16 protein-coding genes and 1 pseudogene are annotated in these 15311 nt (G+C 41.7%); 6 read left to right on the top strand and 11 right to left on the bottom strand.

Annotation, left to right across the window (positions count from 1 at the left end; translation table 11 throughout):
- Positions 1–73: 73 nt before the first annotated feature.
- The 6 genes and pseudogenes from HUK45_RS02045 to greA form a co-directional block, all read right to left on the bottom strand.
- Positions 74–2023, bottom strand: a complete 1950-nt coding sequence (locus tag HUK45_RS02045) for an FtsX-like permease family protein (protein WP_191910867.1) — start codon at positions 2021–2023, stop codon at positions 74–76.
- Positions 2024–2025: 2 nt separating this feature from the next.
- Positions 2026–2781, bottom strand: a complete 756-nt coding sequence (locus HUK45_RS02040) for an ABC transporter ATP-binding protein (RefSeq protein ID WP_191910866.1) — start codon at positions 2779–2781, stop codon at positions 2026–2028.
- Between the two features lie 595 nt (positions 2782–3376).
- Positions 3377–4363 carry a sensor histidine kinase gene (locus HUK45_RS02035; RefSeq protein ID WP_191910865.1) on the bottom strand — a complete coding sequence of 329 codons (987 nt, stop codon included), beginning with the start codon at positions 4361–4363 and terminating at the stop codon, positions 3377–3379.
- Positions 4353–5036, bottom strand: a complete 684-nt coding sequence (locus HUK45_RS02030) for a response regulator transcription factor (RefSeq protein ID WP_191910864.1) — start codon at positions 5034–5036, stop codon at positions 4353–4355. Before HUK45_RS02030 ends, HUK45_RS02035 begins: the two co-directional genes overlap by 11 nt.
- A gap of 98 nt (positions 5037–5134) precedes the next feature.
- The gene (gene pnuC, locus HUK45_RS02025; RefSeq protein ID WP_191910863.1) at positions 5135–5881 is read right to left on the bottom strand and encodes a nicotinamide riboside transporter PnuC; all 747 of its coding nucleotides are present in this window, start codon (positions 5879–5881) and stop codon (positions 5135–5137) included.
- A 222-nt stretch (positions 5882–6103) separates the two neighbouring features.
- Positions 6104–6622: pseudogene (gene greA, locus HUK45_RS02020) on the bottom strand (transcription elongation factor GreA).
- A 107-nt stretch (positions 6623–6729) separates the two neighbouring features.
- Here greA and HUK45_RS02015 point away from each other — a divergent pair.
- Genes HUK45_RS02015 through HUK45_RS02005 form a run of 3 tightly spaced genes read left to right on the top strand, consistent with a single transcriptional unit; the run spans position 6730 to position 8439 of the window.
- Positions 6730–7881 carry a hypothetical protein gene (locus HUK45_RS02015; RefSeq protein WP_191910862.1) on the top strand — a complete coding sequence of 384 codons (1152 nt, stop codon included), beginning with the start codon at positions 6730–6732 and terminating at the stop codon, positions 7879–7881.
- A 38-nt stretch (positions 7882–7919) separates the two neighbouring features.
- Positions 7920–8246 (top strand): hypothetical protein, encoded by a 327-nt coding sequence (locus HUK45_RS02010; RefSeq protein WP_191910861.1) that lies wholly within the window; start codon positions 7920–7922, stop codon positions 8244–8246.
- A gap of 13 nt (positions 8247–8259) precedes the next feature.
- Complete coding sequence (locus tag HUK45_RS02005) at positions 8260–8439, top strand: hypothetical protein (RefSeq protein WP_191910860.1); 180 nt, start codon at positions 8260–8262, stop codon at positions 8437–8439.
- Positions 8440–8497: 58 nt separating this feature from the next.
- Here HUK45_RS02005 and HUK45_RS02000 read toward each other — a convergent pair whose 3' ends face one another.
- The 4 genes from HUK45_RS02000 to HUK45_RS01985 form a co-directional block, all read right to left on the bottom strand.
- Positions 8498–8725, bottom strand: coding sequence for a hypothetical protein (locus HUK45_RS02000; RefSeq protein WP_191910859.1), 228 nt, complete (start codon positions 8723–8725; stop codon positions 8498–8500).
- 14 nt (positions 8726–8739) lie between these two features.
- Complete coding sequence (locus HUK45_RS01995) at positions 8740–9246, bottom strand: YbhB/YbcL family Raf kinase inhibitor-like protein (RefSeq protein ID WP_191910858.1); 507 nt, start codon at positions 9244–9246, stop codon at positions 8740–8742.
- 13 nt (positions 9247–9259) lie between these two features.
- On the bottom strand, positions 9260–10000 hold the full coding sequence (locus tag HUK45_RS01990; RefSeq protein WP_191910857.1) for a tyrosine-protein phosphatase: 741 nt from the start codon (positions 9998–10000) through the stop codon (positions 9260–9262).
- Between the two features lie 69 nt (positions 10001–10069).
- Complete coding sequence (locus tag HUK45_RS01985) at positions 10070–11023, bottom strand: GDSL-type esterase/lipase family protein (protein WP_191910856.1); 954 nt, start codon at positions 11021–11023, stop codon at positions 10070–10072.
- 225 nt (positions 11024–11248) lie between these two features.
- On the opposite strand from HUK45_RS01985, the gene HUK45_RS01980 reads away from it, so the two are divergent.
- The 3 genes from HUK45_RS01980 (at position 11249) to HUK45_RS01970 (ending at position 15109) form a co-directional block, all read left to right on the top strand.
- Positions 11249–12427: a galactokinase gene (locus HUK45_RS01980; protein ID WP_102167912.1), complete on the top strand. Its 1179-nt coding sequence runs from the start codon at positions 11249–11251 to the stop codon at positions 12425–12427.
- 173 nt (positions 12428–12600) lie between these two features.
- Entirely contained in the window at positions 12601–14049 is a 1449-nt protein-coding gene (locus HUK45_RS01975) for a UDP-glucose--hexose-1-phosphate uridylyltransferase (protein ID WP_191910855.1), read from the top strand.
- Between the two features lie 67 nt (positions 14050–14116).
- Positions 14117–15109: a LacI family DNA-binding transcriptional regulator gene (locus HUK45_RS01970; RefSeq protein WP_191910854.1), complete on the top strand. Its 993-nt coding sequence runs from the start codon at positions 14117–14119 to the stop codon at positions 15107–15109.
- A gap of 85 nt (positions 15110–15194) precedes the next feature.
- Here the strand turns inward: HUK45_RS01970 and HUK45_RS01965 are convergent.
- Positions 15195–15311 (bottom strand): transposase (locus HUK45_RS01965; protein ID WP_191910853.1); only part of this gene is annotated, 117 nt, incomplete at its 5' end.

Here is a 15311-nt window from a genome sequence, read left to right as displayed (position 1 = left end):
CATTAATCAATAGGTGAGCAAACTAAAAACTCTTAGTACGCTGAATATGGCAATACTAAGAGTTCTTTTGAGATTAATTTATCTCAACCTGGCCGTCAACGATTTGACGATATGTACGGGTAGTCAATCCATAGAGGATGAGGTAAAGGATAAGGAGACTGGCTGCAACGGTTATTCCCACGGTAATCATTAACGGAAGGTTATAGAAGTTAAGTTGAATCATGATTTGTCGAATGGCCGGAATGGCAAAGCAAAGGTTGACGATTGCACCAGCCACGGGAAGGAGGAAGACCATTAAGACTTGACTATGAATACTTTTAACGGTTTCCCTTTCACTAAGACCAACTTGTTGCATTGTCTTAAATCGTTTCCGGTCAGCGTACCCTTCAGAAATTTGCTTGAAGTAGATGACGATTGTTGTTGTGATCGCTAGTGCCAAGCTGATAAGAATGCCAACGAAAACAAGTCCACCGTAGAGCCCGTTAATCAACGACGTAATCGTTGCCTTGCCTGTAAATGAAAGGTTATTAATCCTCAGCTTTGCTTGTAAGGCGTTTTCAAATTTAATTCGTTGCTTTTGATTTCCTGGCAATTGGTAATTAAAGGTGGTTACGGTGGTTAATGGTAAGGACTTCGGAAGCTTATTAGCGATAATAAAGGTCGGGGTATAAATACTATGATCGGGATTGAAGTACCCCGAGAAGTGCTGAAGCTTTTTTGCTTGATACTTCTGCTTATTAACGATTAGCAATCCATCGTGCCCTTTATTATTGGTATAGGTCAATGCTTCATTACCCGTGAGATGAACATGCTGATTAGTGATTCGGTTAAATTCCTTAGTTGTTAATAAAATTACCGAACTACTGGTCTTGTTGTCCATTTTCTGAATACTGCCCTGACTAATGAATTTGTTATCCCGCCAGTAACCATATTGTGGAGTTGTCATTTTGTAAGTTAGGTAATGGCTAATTTTAGCGTGATGCTGACGAGCAGTGGTGTTAATTAATTCTTTCTGTTCCGTTGTTAATCCTTGATTGCTTGTAATTACAACATCTTCTGGAGTGTAGGATTTAACTGTACTCCCAATGCCAACGTAAAGGGTAATTGAAGTGAAAAGAATTACGAGAATTGAACTACAAAGTAAGCAAATAGTAGCAAGACTGGCACCGTTTTGTTGCATCCGCTGAATCATTCCAGAGACGGCAATAAAATGGCGTGGCTTGTAATAAAAGTGGTTATTCTTCTGGAGTAATTTTAGGAGAATGATGCTCCCAATGATAAATACTAGGTAGGTACCGATTACTAACAGAATTACTGCAAAAAGAAAATGCGGGATGGCGGAAATCTTAGGCTTGATTGTGAGTGTAATGTAGTATGCCCAGATTAAAAGGGCAAAGCCAATGACTCCAGCTATTGAGTAGAAAAAGCCATGACGTTTTGGTGTTATTGCTTCGGGGTGCCATAGTTGGGTTGGCGTTAATCGGTGAAGCTTGATTAGATCAATTACCATAATGATCGCAAAGAGGCATCCGGTTAAAATAATTGTCTTGATAATTGTCTTGATAATTGCCGATGAAACGAACCATGGCTGAGAGAGATGTCCAATATTTAAAAGATAGCCCAAGCCAAGGAAGGCTAACTTTTCAAAGACTATCCCAAAAGTCAATCCGGCAACTAGGCTAATAATCATTAGATAGCACTTCTCGATAATTGTCAGGAGTTGAAGATTATGACTGGTCATTCCTAACATACTATAAAGTCCGATTTCTCGACTCCGTTGCTGCCAAAGAAAGCGATTGACATAGATTAAGAACGCTAAGGTAACGAGGAAAATAAACTTGAAGCCAAGATCCAACATTGCAGAAGTAACAGCTCCAGTATTAAGCTTCTTTAAGCTTGAGTTAGCTGCGATTGCAAGAAAAATGTAGTTAATGGCGACAAGCATAATGGTTGCCATTAGGTAAGGACCATAACTCCGCATGTTCCGCTTAAAACTAGAATTGATTAATTTAAAGTACAGCATTCTTATTCACCGCCGTTCGTAAGGGTCATCATTGTATTGCTGATTTGCTCTTGATATTCCTTGAGCGAGTCATTGCCACGGAATAATTCATGGTAGATTTTGCCGTCCTTAATAAAAAGAGTTCGCTTGGCATGACTAGCAGCGGCAGCACTATGGGTAACCATGATGATTGTTTGCCCATTGCCGTTAACGGTATCAAAGAGCTCAAGAATTTCGTTACTGGTATTTGAATCAAGGGCACCGGTTGGTTCGTCAGCTAACAGAAGATCCGGCTGAGCAATTAGTGCCCGGGCGATTGCTATTCGTTGTTGCTGACCACCAGATGTTTCTGTTGGAAAGCGATCAATAATTTGGTTAATTCCTAATGCTCTAGCAAGTGGTTTAACTCGTTTAGCCATTTCTGCTACGGGAATCTGAGCTAGGACTAGCGGGAGGTATATGTTATCTCGATTGGAAAGGCTATCCAGAAGGTTGAAATGCTGGAAAATAAAGCCAAGGTGTTCGCGACGGTACTTGGCTGCCTCGTCAGCGGTCAGGTCGCTTAAATCTTGCCCGTTTAATAGAATTTCACCAGCACTAGCCTTTTCTAGGGTCGCAATAATATTTAACAAGGTACTTTTTCCGGCACCTGATTCGCCCATAATTGCGATATATTCACCAGGATTAACATCAAAATTAATATCCTTGAGTGCGTAAACTGGGTGGGTTGAATTAGCATTATATGTTCGTTTAATGTGGCTAAGGTGTAAGAGCTTCATGATGATTGATCCTTTCTTTGATGGTTGTGATAGTTAAATTTGTGAGGAGTGGGTGGCTGAGTTAAAAATGTGTTCGCCGTGACCGCAACTTCCGCCTAATGTCCGACTGCAACATAGTCAAAACGTGTTCGCCAGGAACTTGCTAGAGATAACGTTCTAGGCGACTGAGTCAAAATGTGTTCGCCGTGACCGCAGCTTCCGCCTAATGTTCGACTGCAACATAGTCAAAACGTGTTCGCCCTAACCTTCCTCAAGCTGAAGTTCTAGGCGACTGAGTCAAAAACGTGTTCGCCCGAATTTCCTAGAGCTAACAACCTCCTTCCTAGGCGCAAGTCGCCTTCGTCAGGAGAAATTGCTAGCTTTCCGGAAACTCTTTGGGGCAAAGGCACTCTATTAAATGTGTTCGCAGGGAAGCCCCTATAGACAACAACCTTCCTCCCAGATGCTTTCAGCATCTAGTCGGAAGAAATTGTTGTCTTACGGGTCTTCTTTACCTGCTCACACTCTATCTTCATTATAAAAAGGCTCTCCGGCAATTGGTACTTACAGAATTGCGGAGAACCTTACAGAATTGTAATGTTTATGGATTGTGTTGTTACTTTTTAATGGCCTTATGTCTAACGTTATTTCCTGGGAAATGGAGCGTAGCACAAGTTCCTTGACCTGCTTTGGACGTGATTGTTAGATCAAAATTTAGCTGGGCGGTAATCTTCTTAACTAAATATAGGCCCATCCCAGTTGACTTAGTTGTTTGGTGGCCGTTTTTGCCAGAAAAACCATTGTCATAGATACGTGGGAGATCACTACTGAAAATTCCAACTCCCTGATCAATGATTTGGAGGCTGTTATCAACCCAATTAAAGAAAATCGTTGCTCCATTAGGTGAATATTTAATCGCATTTGCTAGGAGCTGGTTGATACAAAAACGGAGCCACTTTCTGTCAGTTAAAACGGAGATTCCATTAAGATGCTGGAGCTTAGGAATGAGCTGACGACTAATGAAAATAGAAGAATTTTGCTTTAGGATTGTCATAATGAGTGCTTGCAGGTTAACCCATTCAAAATTAAAGTCATTGCTAGACATTGCGAGCCGTTCGTCATTTAATAACATTTCTAAATGGTAGTCTGCCTGCTGGATAGCTTGACGGATTACCTTGCTGGGGACCATATCGTTATTTTCCGCGGCTGCCTGTAAACTGGTCAACGAATTTTTAATTTCGTGAGAGTACAGTTCAACATGGTCTAACTGCTCTTGCTGATGATTATGCAAACCGCGGATTAAATGGTCGCTTTTCCGTCGTTGTAACTTATTAGTATGGAGAAGTTGTGCTTCAATTGGGGTGTTCGCAGGGCTATCCTGTTCCTTAATGATTGCTTTTAGTCGTTTAGCAGCTTGGTAACTATTGATGAAGAACCAGACTACTAGGAAAGGGAAGCTAAAACGGACAACGTCCCAGAAAAAACTTTTGGGGATGTAATACAAAATTGTTAAGAGTTTAATAATCCCGAGAAGAAACAGGTAGCCAATGATAAGCGGTAAAAATGACTTTAATTGATAGAACCAGAATCTCTTATTTCGCATGACTTGTCACCAATCGATAGCCAACCCCACGTTCAGTTCGCAAACTATGATCTAGGTTGACAGTTGCCAGTTTAGACCGTAGCCGACTAATATTAACGTTTAATGTATTATCATTAAGGAACTTACCACCCTGCCAAAGCCACTCAAGGAGTTGCTCCTTAGTAACTGTCTGATCTAGGTGGGTAATAAGGACACCGAGAAGGGCACTTTCAGTAGGAGACAATTGAACCCTTCCCTCGGGTGTCGTTAATTCATTAGTGAGTGAATTAAGATCGTTAGTGTCCCAATTGAGGTTGTCTATGTTGCCCGGTTCCTGACTTCTGCGGAGAAGAGCCTGGATTTTGGCGAGGAGGACAGCGGTAGAAAAGGGCTTCATGATGTAATCGTCGGCTCCAGAGGCAATTGCGTGCATGATATTACTATCAATATCCGCTGCTGAAATAACAATAATCGGTGCTTTTGTAATTTGACGCACAGCACTAATCCAATAAAACCCGTCAAAAGTTGGGAGGGTAATATCAAATAAAATCAGGTTAGGATCAGCCTTTTTCACTTCGTCTGCTACGTGATCCCAATCTTTAACGGTAATGATCATGTGTTTCCATTTTGTTAATTCAGTTTTGATCGTTTTAATAATTGTGGGATTGTCTTCCACAACGAAGATTTTAGCCATCTTTGAACCCCCAAATTCAAATAACTAATCAGATCATACATTAAGAAAATCCCCAACTCAAATCGTGATGACTTGAATTGGGGATTCATCTATTTAGTTTAAGCTTGTAAGTTTGCTGAATACTTAGCTTCTTCTTTTTCAAGACGAGCACGTTCACGCTTGTTGTACCATGGTGAAATGGTAAAGGCTAAGACATCATTGATAATGTAAACCATACTGTTAACGGCCATTGCTAATGAAGCATCACCTTGGGCAAAGGTAATTCCCCAAAGGACCATCTGGAAAATTCCAGAAGCCAGCCACCAGAAGTATTGGTTGTTGTACCGAAGGAAGCAAATAACACCAGCGGTTAAACTAATTGAGAAGCTAATGGCATCAATCCATGGACGTGGATCGTTAGTTAAGGCACCGATCAGGTAACCAGAAACAAGGTAAACAGCAATAGTTGAGAGAATTGCAATGACCCAAGTTTTGCCAGTGAATTTCCGGATTTTGGAGACCATGTTGATATTCCAATTAGCAGAAAGCAGGACTGGGATATCTAGAGTAACAACGTAAGCAAGCTGTTCACCAATACTGAGATAGTTTTTGGCGCTGAAACCAACAATGATAAAACAGATAGCAGAGAGGATCCCTAACCAACCGTTAACGGATTTAGCAGCGTTGATTGCTAGAATACAAAGGACCCCCAGTGTTGTTCCGATAAAGGTAATTACCGTAATCCAGGTAATTTTATCGTTTACCAAGGTCATTACCTGACAGCCAAGACTGAAGAAAAACAGGTAGTAGTTTTGTTGGGGCCAACCCTTAAGTTGGTGAGCGAGAAAGTGTAAATAGTTTTTCATTACTCAAAGTCTCCTATATCAATATATTGTGCCCACACTAAATGAATAAAAGCAAAAAATACAATATATTGTGGGCACTGTGCAAATGCAACGGGATCTAGTATAGCATTCTTCGCTAGCGAAACAAGCAAAAAATTAGCCAATTAATCAGTCGATATTTGCCTTAATTAGGCCAGTGCAGGGGACCGAGTTAATTTCAAAATATTTTTTTACGAAGTTAGTTTAAACCGATTCCTCAGGGGAGGTTAATCGAACAGCTAAAATTTTAACCTGGTAGGTGGATTGTGGTGCCTGAACTGAAACCGTTTGTCCCACCTTTTGATGCAGTAGTGCTTGCCCGAGCGGTGAGTCAAATGAAATCTTTTGCTTTTGCAAATCAGCTTCTTGCTTACCAACAATCGTATAATTAACCCGTTCGTTATCGTCAATAAATTGAAGGGTAACTGTTGTTCCAAGATCAATGGTCTGTGAATCGGTAGGTTTGATGATTTCAGCGTATTGGAGTTGCTTATTTAAGTAGCGTAACCGACTTTCTAAATGACGTAATTCACGCTTAGCGGTACTATACTCGGTATTTTATGACAAATCGCCAAGAGCGCGAGCAGCCTTTAATTGACTGATTTTAGCTGGTCGCTGTGCTTGTAATTTGGCAATTTCTTTTTCAATTTCGTGATAGCCATTTGGTGTCATCTTTTGAAAATATACGTGGGCCATTGCTTCTTGGATCTTTTTACGTTGCATTGAAAATCGCTCCTTGTCGTCTTGCTGACGGCCTAATTAATTGTTCATCTGTAATTATGATATGATAGAGAGGATAATTCAATTTTTGATGGAGGAATAATTGGGAAATGAGCGAACAGGAAGAACATATTAAAGGGTTCTTAAATTCGTCCACGTATGACCAGTTATCTGCTAATCAGCAGAAACATGCTCAAAACATTTTGACTCGGTTTAATAAGTATATGACCGAAGAGCACCAACTGGATGATACCGCGTGGACACCCCAAGCGGTTCAGCAAGTAATGGTTGGTCAATTTATTGCCGATCCAGCGTTAACTAATTCGTTTGGAATCGCCGTGGCACCAGTGCTGAAGGCTTATCAAAAGTTCTTGGAGAATAAGCAATTAGGCGCAATTGAGAAGGCCATTGATGAGCAGCGTCCAGTAATGAATAAGTGCCAGAAAGCTCACCAGACATTAGCTGAATTAAATGGTGAAGTTGCTTCGGGTCCAAAAAAGCAAACCGGTAACCATGAAGCACCACAAAAAGATCAATCCGTCAAAGAGTCGGTAAGTGAAGAACTAAAGCAACCGACAGCCCCTGTGAAGTTAATTCCAGCAGGGAAGATGAAACAGGAAATTACGCGGATCAAAAAAGAGGTCGCTACTGCTCCAGAATTTAAGGAGAAAGACCTCAGCATTGCTGATCAGCAATATCTGGTTGCGGAATTTCTGCAATTAATGTATCAGGAATGTCATCAAGGCATTAATCAGTGGCGGTTTGCTGACTTGCAATTGGTCTTGGGGATGATGATGCCGCTAGATCCAAATATTACCAAGTTAGAGATTTTGAATATTGTTCCAACTGCTCAAGCGTTATTTGACTACTTGAAACGAACCGACCAGATTGATATGGATCAGTACCGGGTTGCTTTGAAGTCAATTGCCCATATGCAAACCTCTCAGAATATGCTGGCTTCAATGGAGCGTCGTCAACGGACAACTCAATTGATGCTTTCATACATTCAGAGTCAAGGTGTCGATACTGATAACGTGAATAAAACTGAAAAGTGGATGGATGCCCACCAATCACAAGTGGCAACATTCATGCGTTCGATCCTTAGTCCATGGGGTGAGTACGAACGACAACAATTGCATAAGCGGCAACAGGCAACCCGTCAACCAGTTCCGGTAGAGAAGGATCGGCAATTGTTAAGAAAGAAGCGGGTCCCACAAGGAATTAAATTTAGCAAGAAACGACGAAAAAAGCGAAAAAAGTAGTTAACTCATTTTGTCGTGATGAAAGGGAGCTGAGATTAGTGAGTGCATATATTCCTGAGAATATGGAAGAAGTGGCTGTTCAGGTAGCTAAACACCAGGTTCATGGTGAACAAGTAACACCAGAAGAAGTGATCGAACAGGCTGTTCCAGATATTTTGCAGGCCTTATTGGATGAGGCACTTGAAGGACGTTACGATGAGGTAAAACGAGACGGGGATAAGTTAATTGTTACCGATGCAATGGGTGAACAAGTTGGTGTTGTTACACCAAACGGCAAAAGCTTTGTTGATGACTTCAAAGCTGATTCAGACGCATTGATTGGCTACCTTGAATCTCAAGTTGCTAAGCTGGTTGGTGGCCGGTAAAGGAAATGACAATATGGAAAAACCTAGTAAGCCTTTTTATAAGGTCCCTTCTTTCTATGCAGACGTATTTGTAGTTATTATTTGGTTGACAACCCTTTTCGAGAAAGATAGTTGGGTAATTAAAGTTATTGCGATTATCTTTTTAGGGTTTGAAGTTGTCGAGCTGCCAAAGTATTTCCTAAAAAAGAAATAATTTTAAAATGAAAAAACGATCGTAATGGGAAATTCCCATCACGGTCGTTTTTATTACGCTAAAGCCGATTCTTAATTTCATATGGCTTAACCTTATCAGCTTTCGGCTGGACTTGCGCATCCTTTGCATAAAAGATTGCGTATTCTTCGTCATCGGGTCCCTTAGCGATGACGAGATCATCGGCTTCTCGTTCACGTTTGAAGATTTGGCCCTTGCGAACTGCTTCGTTGTAATCATGAATATTAGCGATTGAATCGCCAGGATTAAAGAAAATTCTTGTTTCCATTTTATTATTCCTCCTTATGCGCGACTTGGAATGTCAAATTCTGCCTGAGCTAAGATATGATCCTTAGCGGCATGGATAAACTCGTTTAACCAGTAGTGGTTCTTAAGCGGCAACTGGTCATCAAGAGCGTAAACTCTTAGTGTGTAGTGATGAGTTTGATCTGGTGGCTGTGGACCGACGTAACCGCTAGAAATCGCAGGATCACCATTAACTAGGGAACCAGCATTACTATTATTTCCTTGCACAAATTGATCGCTTAGTTGGCGACTAGCATTTGCTGGAATGGAAGTCATGTCACTAGGAATATTCGCAGCGAGCCAGTGGATCCAGGTAAACCCACACACCGGAGTGGAATCATAATCAATAAAAACGATGGCAAACGTCTTTGTCTCGGCCGGTGCTTCATTGATCTCTATCGGGAAAGATTTAATCGGATGGCCAGCCAACATTAAACTATCTGGAGCATACTTGCCGTATTCATCAGCTAACATTCCGTTAATAAGCGGGACTGAAATTTTCATTAAAATCACTTCTTTAATCTAAATATAGTTGTTGCAGTTGCTTAAGATCGTTTTGTGAGAGATCGAGGTATTCAGTTAAGTAGTTTTGAACATCCCCGTAATTAGTATTAATCAAATTGATTGCCTGATTAAGGTAGTCGGCTGAAACAGAGCCGAGAGCACGGCGATTTTCCACTACTACTTCACTTTCACCTTTATCACGCAGCGCTTGAAGCCACTGTTCCCGAAAGTCCTGGGTTGCCTTATTGGTGAGCAGGTAGTCTTTCAGAATCGTTTCTTCAGGTACTTGGAGGGCGCTTAGAATTAGGTAAGCAGCCATCCCCGTACGATCTTTCCCAGCAGTACAGTGAAAGAGACTAGCCTGAGTATTACTTAATAGGAGCTCAAACATTCGCTGGTAAACATCAAGCATGTGCTGATAGCCATTGCCTGGTTTTAGAATCCGACTCATGATTTCTTCATCACTGTGAGAAGCGTCAGTCTCATCAGACTTAAATACCGGTAGATGATAATAATTAGCAGTTTGGGGGAGTTTATCAGGAGCTTGCTTAACCTCTTCTGGCGCCCGTAAATCAATGTCGATCGTAACGGGAATCGCTGCTAGAGTGCTTAAATCATGTTTGTTTAAATGAGCAAGGGAACCGGAACGAATGAGCCGGTGCCACTTTACATGACGTCCATCTTTAGTTTCGTAGCCACCCAGATCGCGAAAATTATGACCATCTTGAATGTCTAATAAGCGTTGACCCGTCATGTCAAAACCTCCTTTACTAGGATGAACTACTTGCGACCATCCTAAGTACTTTACTTTATTAATTGTACCCTACTTTAGCCAGTTTGATAACTTCTCTGCTAATCGATACCCGCTTTCGGTGGCTCCAGATTGATCAGGGTGGAGGCCATCGGTAAAACTAGAACACCACCCCCTAGTTTCGATTAGGGGAAGAGTGTGTTTCTTGGTAAGGGAACGAATTGATTCGGCAAAAGTCTGACTAAACGGAATCATTGGAAGAATTGGGGTTGACGGAAAAAGATTAGTAACAAGGGATAAAAACTGATCGTAGCTTGCATTGAACTGAGCTAACGAAAAACGGCGGTCGTTAACGCCAAGGTTGATTACAACTAGATCGGGAGTGTTTACTTGCCAAGGAGTTGTGGCGTCAAGATTCGTTAAGAAGTGGTTTGCGGTCGGGACCCCACCAGTAGCTTGACGAAGTACGCCACCAGCAGAGTAAGCAATTCGTACATCAGTTACGTGAAGTAAGTCAACGGCGGTACCCGCGTAATTGCTTTCTGGTCGGTAATCAGTCGAAGCATTGCGACCTGCTACCCAACAGCCAGCGGTAATTGAATCACCAATAAAATCAATTACCGGAACTGGTGATGCGCAGGTTAATTCTCCTTGACTGATATCAACCGAAGTGATCGCAAAACCTTCGTTACCGTTCCAGACACGATCAAGATCCGTATTGCCAGCCGTTATAATTTCAATTAAGTGTGTTGCCGGTCCGCATTTTACTTGCCAGCTGCGGTGACTTGCTAGTTCACGGTGCCACTGGTTGCCGTCAATTCTCCAGGCATAAATTTGTGAGGGTGAAAGTGGATTGCGGTTATCCAGCACATTAACTGTCAGGTTATTGACGTCTTTAGCAATAAACCGTAATCGGCTTCCAAGGTTAGTTGTATAAAGTGTTGCAGATTGATTAATCTTTTTAATAAACCAGCGACCATGAGGAGATGTTAATTCGTAAAGAGAAGTTGGGGAGTAGTGACGCATGAAAAAAATCCCTTTCCTTTTTTTATAATTATAGGACTTTAAACCGAACTAAGGGGAGACAAACAGGCGTCCTATCAGTCTTTATAGAAAACGCTTACAACGCTATTGATTATAAAATGAAAGCGCTTGTTGACAAATGAAGTAAAAGAGTCTAAATTATAGTTTAGTAAAAGTTTACTAATTTGTTTAGCCACTTTGTTCAAGTGGTCATGGAGGTATTTTGACATGGATAAGCAAGATTTTCTTAAAGAATATCAAGACACATTTAAGGAACCGGGAAAGGATGTTTTCTTCTCTCCAGGTCGGATTAATGTGATTGGTGAACACACGGATTACAATGGTGGTCACGTTTTCCCATGTGCAATTAGCATTGGTACTTACGGTGTTTATGGCCCACGTGAAGACACTACCGTAGCCATCTACTCAGCAAACTCCGCCAAGGTTGAAAATAGTAAGATCATTACTTTTGATATTAATGATGATCAACCACAGTCTGCTAAAGATGAAAAGTGGGTTAACTACTTTAAGGGGATGCTTGTTTACCTCAAGCAACGCGGTTATAAGATCGATCATGGATTTAACCTTTACATCCATGGCTTCCTTCCATATGGTTCAGGTCTTTCATCATCTGCTTCAATTGAAATGCTGATGGGGAACCTGTTAAAGGAAGAATTTAACTTAGATATTGATGAAATTGATCTCGTTAAGCTTGGCCAAAAGACCGAAAATGACTTTGTTGGTTTGAATTCTGGAATCATGGATCAATTTGCTGTGGGGATGGGGAAGAAAGATAACGCAATCTTCCTTGACTGCAACACCTTGGACTACAAGTACTTACCACTTGAACTTGGCGACTATGAAATTATCATCATGAGTACGAACAAGACCCACTCATTGGCTGGTTCTAAGTACAACGAACGGGTTCAAGAATGTGAAGAAGCTGTAAAGCGTCTCAGCAAGAAGTTAAACATCAATAAGCTTGGTGAAATTGATTCTGAAACGTTTGATCAATACACTTACTTAATCAATGATGACACTTTGATTCGTCGTGCTCGGCATGCAGTTAGTGAAAACGAACGGACAAAGCGGGCCATCGATGCAATGCAAAAGGGTGACCTTGAAGAACTTGGTCGCTTAATCAACGCTTCACACGTTTCCTTGAAGTACGACTACGAAGTTACTGGTAAGGAACTTGACACCTTAGCAGAAAATGCTTGGGATCAACCTGGCTGTCTTGGTGCACGGATGGTCGGCGGTGGGTTTGCCGGCAGTGCAATTGCCATTGTTAAGAAGTCCGAAGCTGAAAACTTCAAGAAGAATGTTGGTAAGATCTACCGCGATAAGATTGGCTACGACGCCAGTTTCTACGACGCCGAAGTTGTGGATGGTCCACACAAGTTGTAGAGTGCGAGCCAGCAGAGAACTTGCGGAAAGCTAACAATTTCTCCCGACTGGATGCTGAAAGCATCTGGGAGGGAGGTTGTTAGCTCTAGCAAGTTCCTGGCGAGCAGATCTCGACTGTGTTGCCTAGGTCGTTAGCTTGAGGAATGTAATTAAGTGAGTGGGGGAATTAAAAGATGAAGTTAATCGAAAAGTTTGCTGATGATGTAATTGCCAGTGGAGCGTACAAGCCACTTGACAAGATTTATGTAATGAATAAGATTCGTGGCTTTGTGGGCGATGAGGATGTTGATGGTAATGAAGACCAGCCAGTTGTTGCCCAATTAGTTGACCTGGCTGTTAAGCGGGGTAAGATTGAAGATGGTCAAACAGAACGGGAAATTTTGAATGATCAACTTTATGACTTAATGACGCCACGGCCATCCGTTGTGAATGAAGAATTTTGGGAGAAGTACCAAGAATCTTCTGAAACTGCGACTAATTGGTTCTACAAGTTAATGACATCGAATGATTACGTTAAGGTTGCTGCGATTAAGAAGAACATTGTGTTTGATCGGCCAACCAAGTACGGTAATCTAGAAATTACGATTAACCTATCTAAGCCTGAGAAGGATCCAAAGGCGATTGCAGCGGCTGCTCATGATACCAAGAAGAAGTATCCACAATGTGCTCTTTGTATGGAAAATGAAGGGTACAAGGGACGTCTAGGACAAGCGGCCCGGAGTAATCACCGGGTAATTCGGATCGTGGTTGGCGGCCACAAGTGGGGCTTCCAGTACTCACCATATGCTTACTTCAATGAACACTGCATCTTCCTTGACAGCAAGCATGAACCAATGCAAATTAACCGGCAAACCTTGATTAACTTAGTTGAAATTGAAGAACAATTGCCTGCTTACTTTGTCGGCAGTAACGCTGACTTACCAATTGTTGGTGGTTCAATGTTAGCCCATGAACACTACCAAGGTGGTCGCCACAGCTTCCCAATGATGAAAGCAGAAATTAAAAAGCCACTCCACTTTGACGAATACCCAGACGTTGAAGCCGGAATTGTTAATTGGCCAATGAGTGACATTCGGTTAACTAGTGCGAATACCACTGAGTTAATTAACCTTGGTTCCCACATTATTGATGTTTGGGATCACTATGATGATGAAAGTCTGTCCTTAAAGGCATTCGATGGTGATACCCGTCACCACACAGTAACCCCAATTATGCACCGTGATGGGAAGAAGTTCGTCCTTGACCTTGTTTTACGGGACAATAATACTAGTGACAAGTACCCACTTGGTATCTTCCACCCACACGAAAAGTTGTGGCACATCAAGAAGGAAAATATTGGCTTGATCGAAGTTATGGGACGGGCAATTTTACCAGCTCGGTTAAAGGACGAATTAGCGGAAGTTAAGAAGTTCTGGTTAGGTGAAGCAAATAATATTGCTGATAGTCACCTTCCATGGGCTAAGGAAATCGCTGAAAAGATGGACATCAATGCTGACAACGTTGATGAAATCATGGAGCAAGAATTGGCAAATGTATTTGCTAATGTTCTCGAGAATGCCGGTGTCTTCAAGGATGATGAAGCCGGGAATGCTGGTTGGGATCGTTTTATCGCTCAATTATAGTTCGGTCTAGACAAATTAACGGTAGTCCAGGTAAAATAAGTTCTAAAAATGGGAAGGGGTGATTACCATGGCAGCAACGTTACGTGATATTGCCAGTCGAGCTGGTGTCTCTATTGCAACGGTTTCGCGAATTTTGAATAATGATTCGACGCTTTCTGTTAACGAAAATACTCGACAACGGGTTTTAAGTACTGCAGAAGAGCTAGATTACACGAAGCATAAGCGGACGCGAAGTGACCAGGTGCAACGAGTAGCAATTGTTCAATGGTATTCGCTTACCCAAGAACTTGATGACCTTTACTATATGGGGATCAGGATGGAGATCGAACGTTCTGCTCAACAACGCGGGATCCAAACAGTGCCAATTTATCAAAACGACTTAGAGAAGATTCCCCGGAATGTAACGGGAATTATTGCAATTGGTAAATTTAGTGATTCGCAAGTGCAAGAGTTAAAACTGGTAACTAACAACATTGTTTTTGTTGATTTCGATAGTTTAGCCGCGGGGTATGACTGCTTAGTGCCCGACTTTGAGAATGCTGTCCATACTGTTATTAACGAGTTCTTGGATGAAGGAATTCAGGATATTGGAATGCTCGCCGGAACAGAAAAGACAACGGACAATGAAGTCGTTCCTGATCTACGTCGGCGATATTTTGAAGCAGATTTACGGCAACGTGGTATTTATCATCCAGAATTTATGTTTGCCGGTGATTATACGTCAATGTCGGGCTATCGGGCAATGAAGAGGGCAATTGAAGAACTTGGTGACAAGTTACCTCACGCAATTTTTATTGCTAATGATCCGATGGCTGTCGGGGCACTAAAGGCCGTTCAGGAAGCAAAAATTAATATTCCTGATCGTTTAGCAATGATTAGCTTTAATGATACGGCAATTGTGAAGTATGTTTATCCAAGTATGTCGGCGATCCATGTGGGAACTGATGAAATGGCTCACGCCGCAGTTGATGTGATGGTCAAACGCCTCGCACATCCAGCTAGTGATCCATGTAAAACGGTTGTTGGAACCCATTTGATTAAGCGACAGACGACGAAATAAGATTAATAAGGGTGAGAAAAAGGGGTATCTGTCAACTGGTATTGATGGATATCGATACCACTCACAGAAATGTGGGTGGTATTTTTTATACAAAAAGACAATCAATTCTTAAAAAGAAAAATTTTTGATTGGCAAAACCATAACAGGTTCGTTTGAGTGCTTTAATTTTTCGATTGATTCCTTCTAAGGGGCCATTTGAGAA

It is taken from the genome of Limosilactobacillus urinaemulieris, from assembly GCF_014838745.1.
GTDB classification, from domain to species: Bacteria; Bacillota; Bacilli; order Lactobacillales; family Lactobacillaceae; genus Limosilactobacillus; species Limosilactobacillus urinaemulieris.
This window is presented reverse-complemented; position numbering and strand designations above follow the sequence as displayed.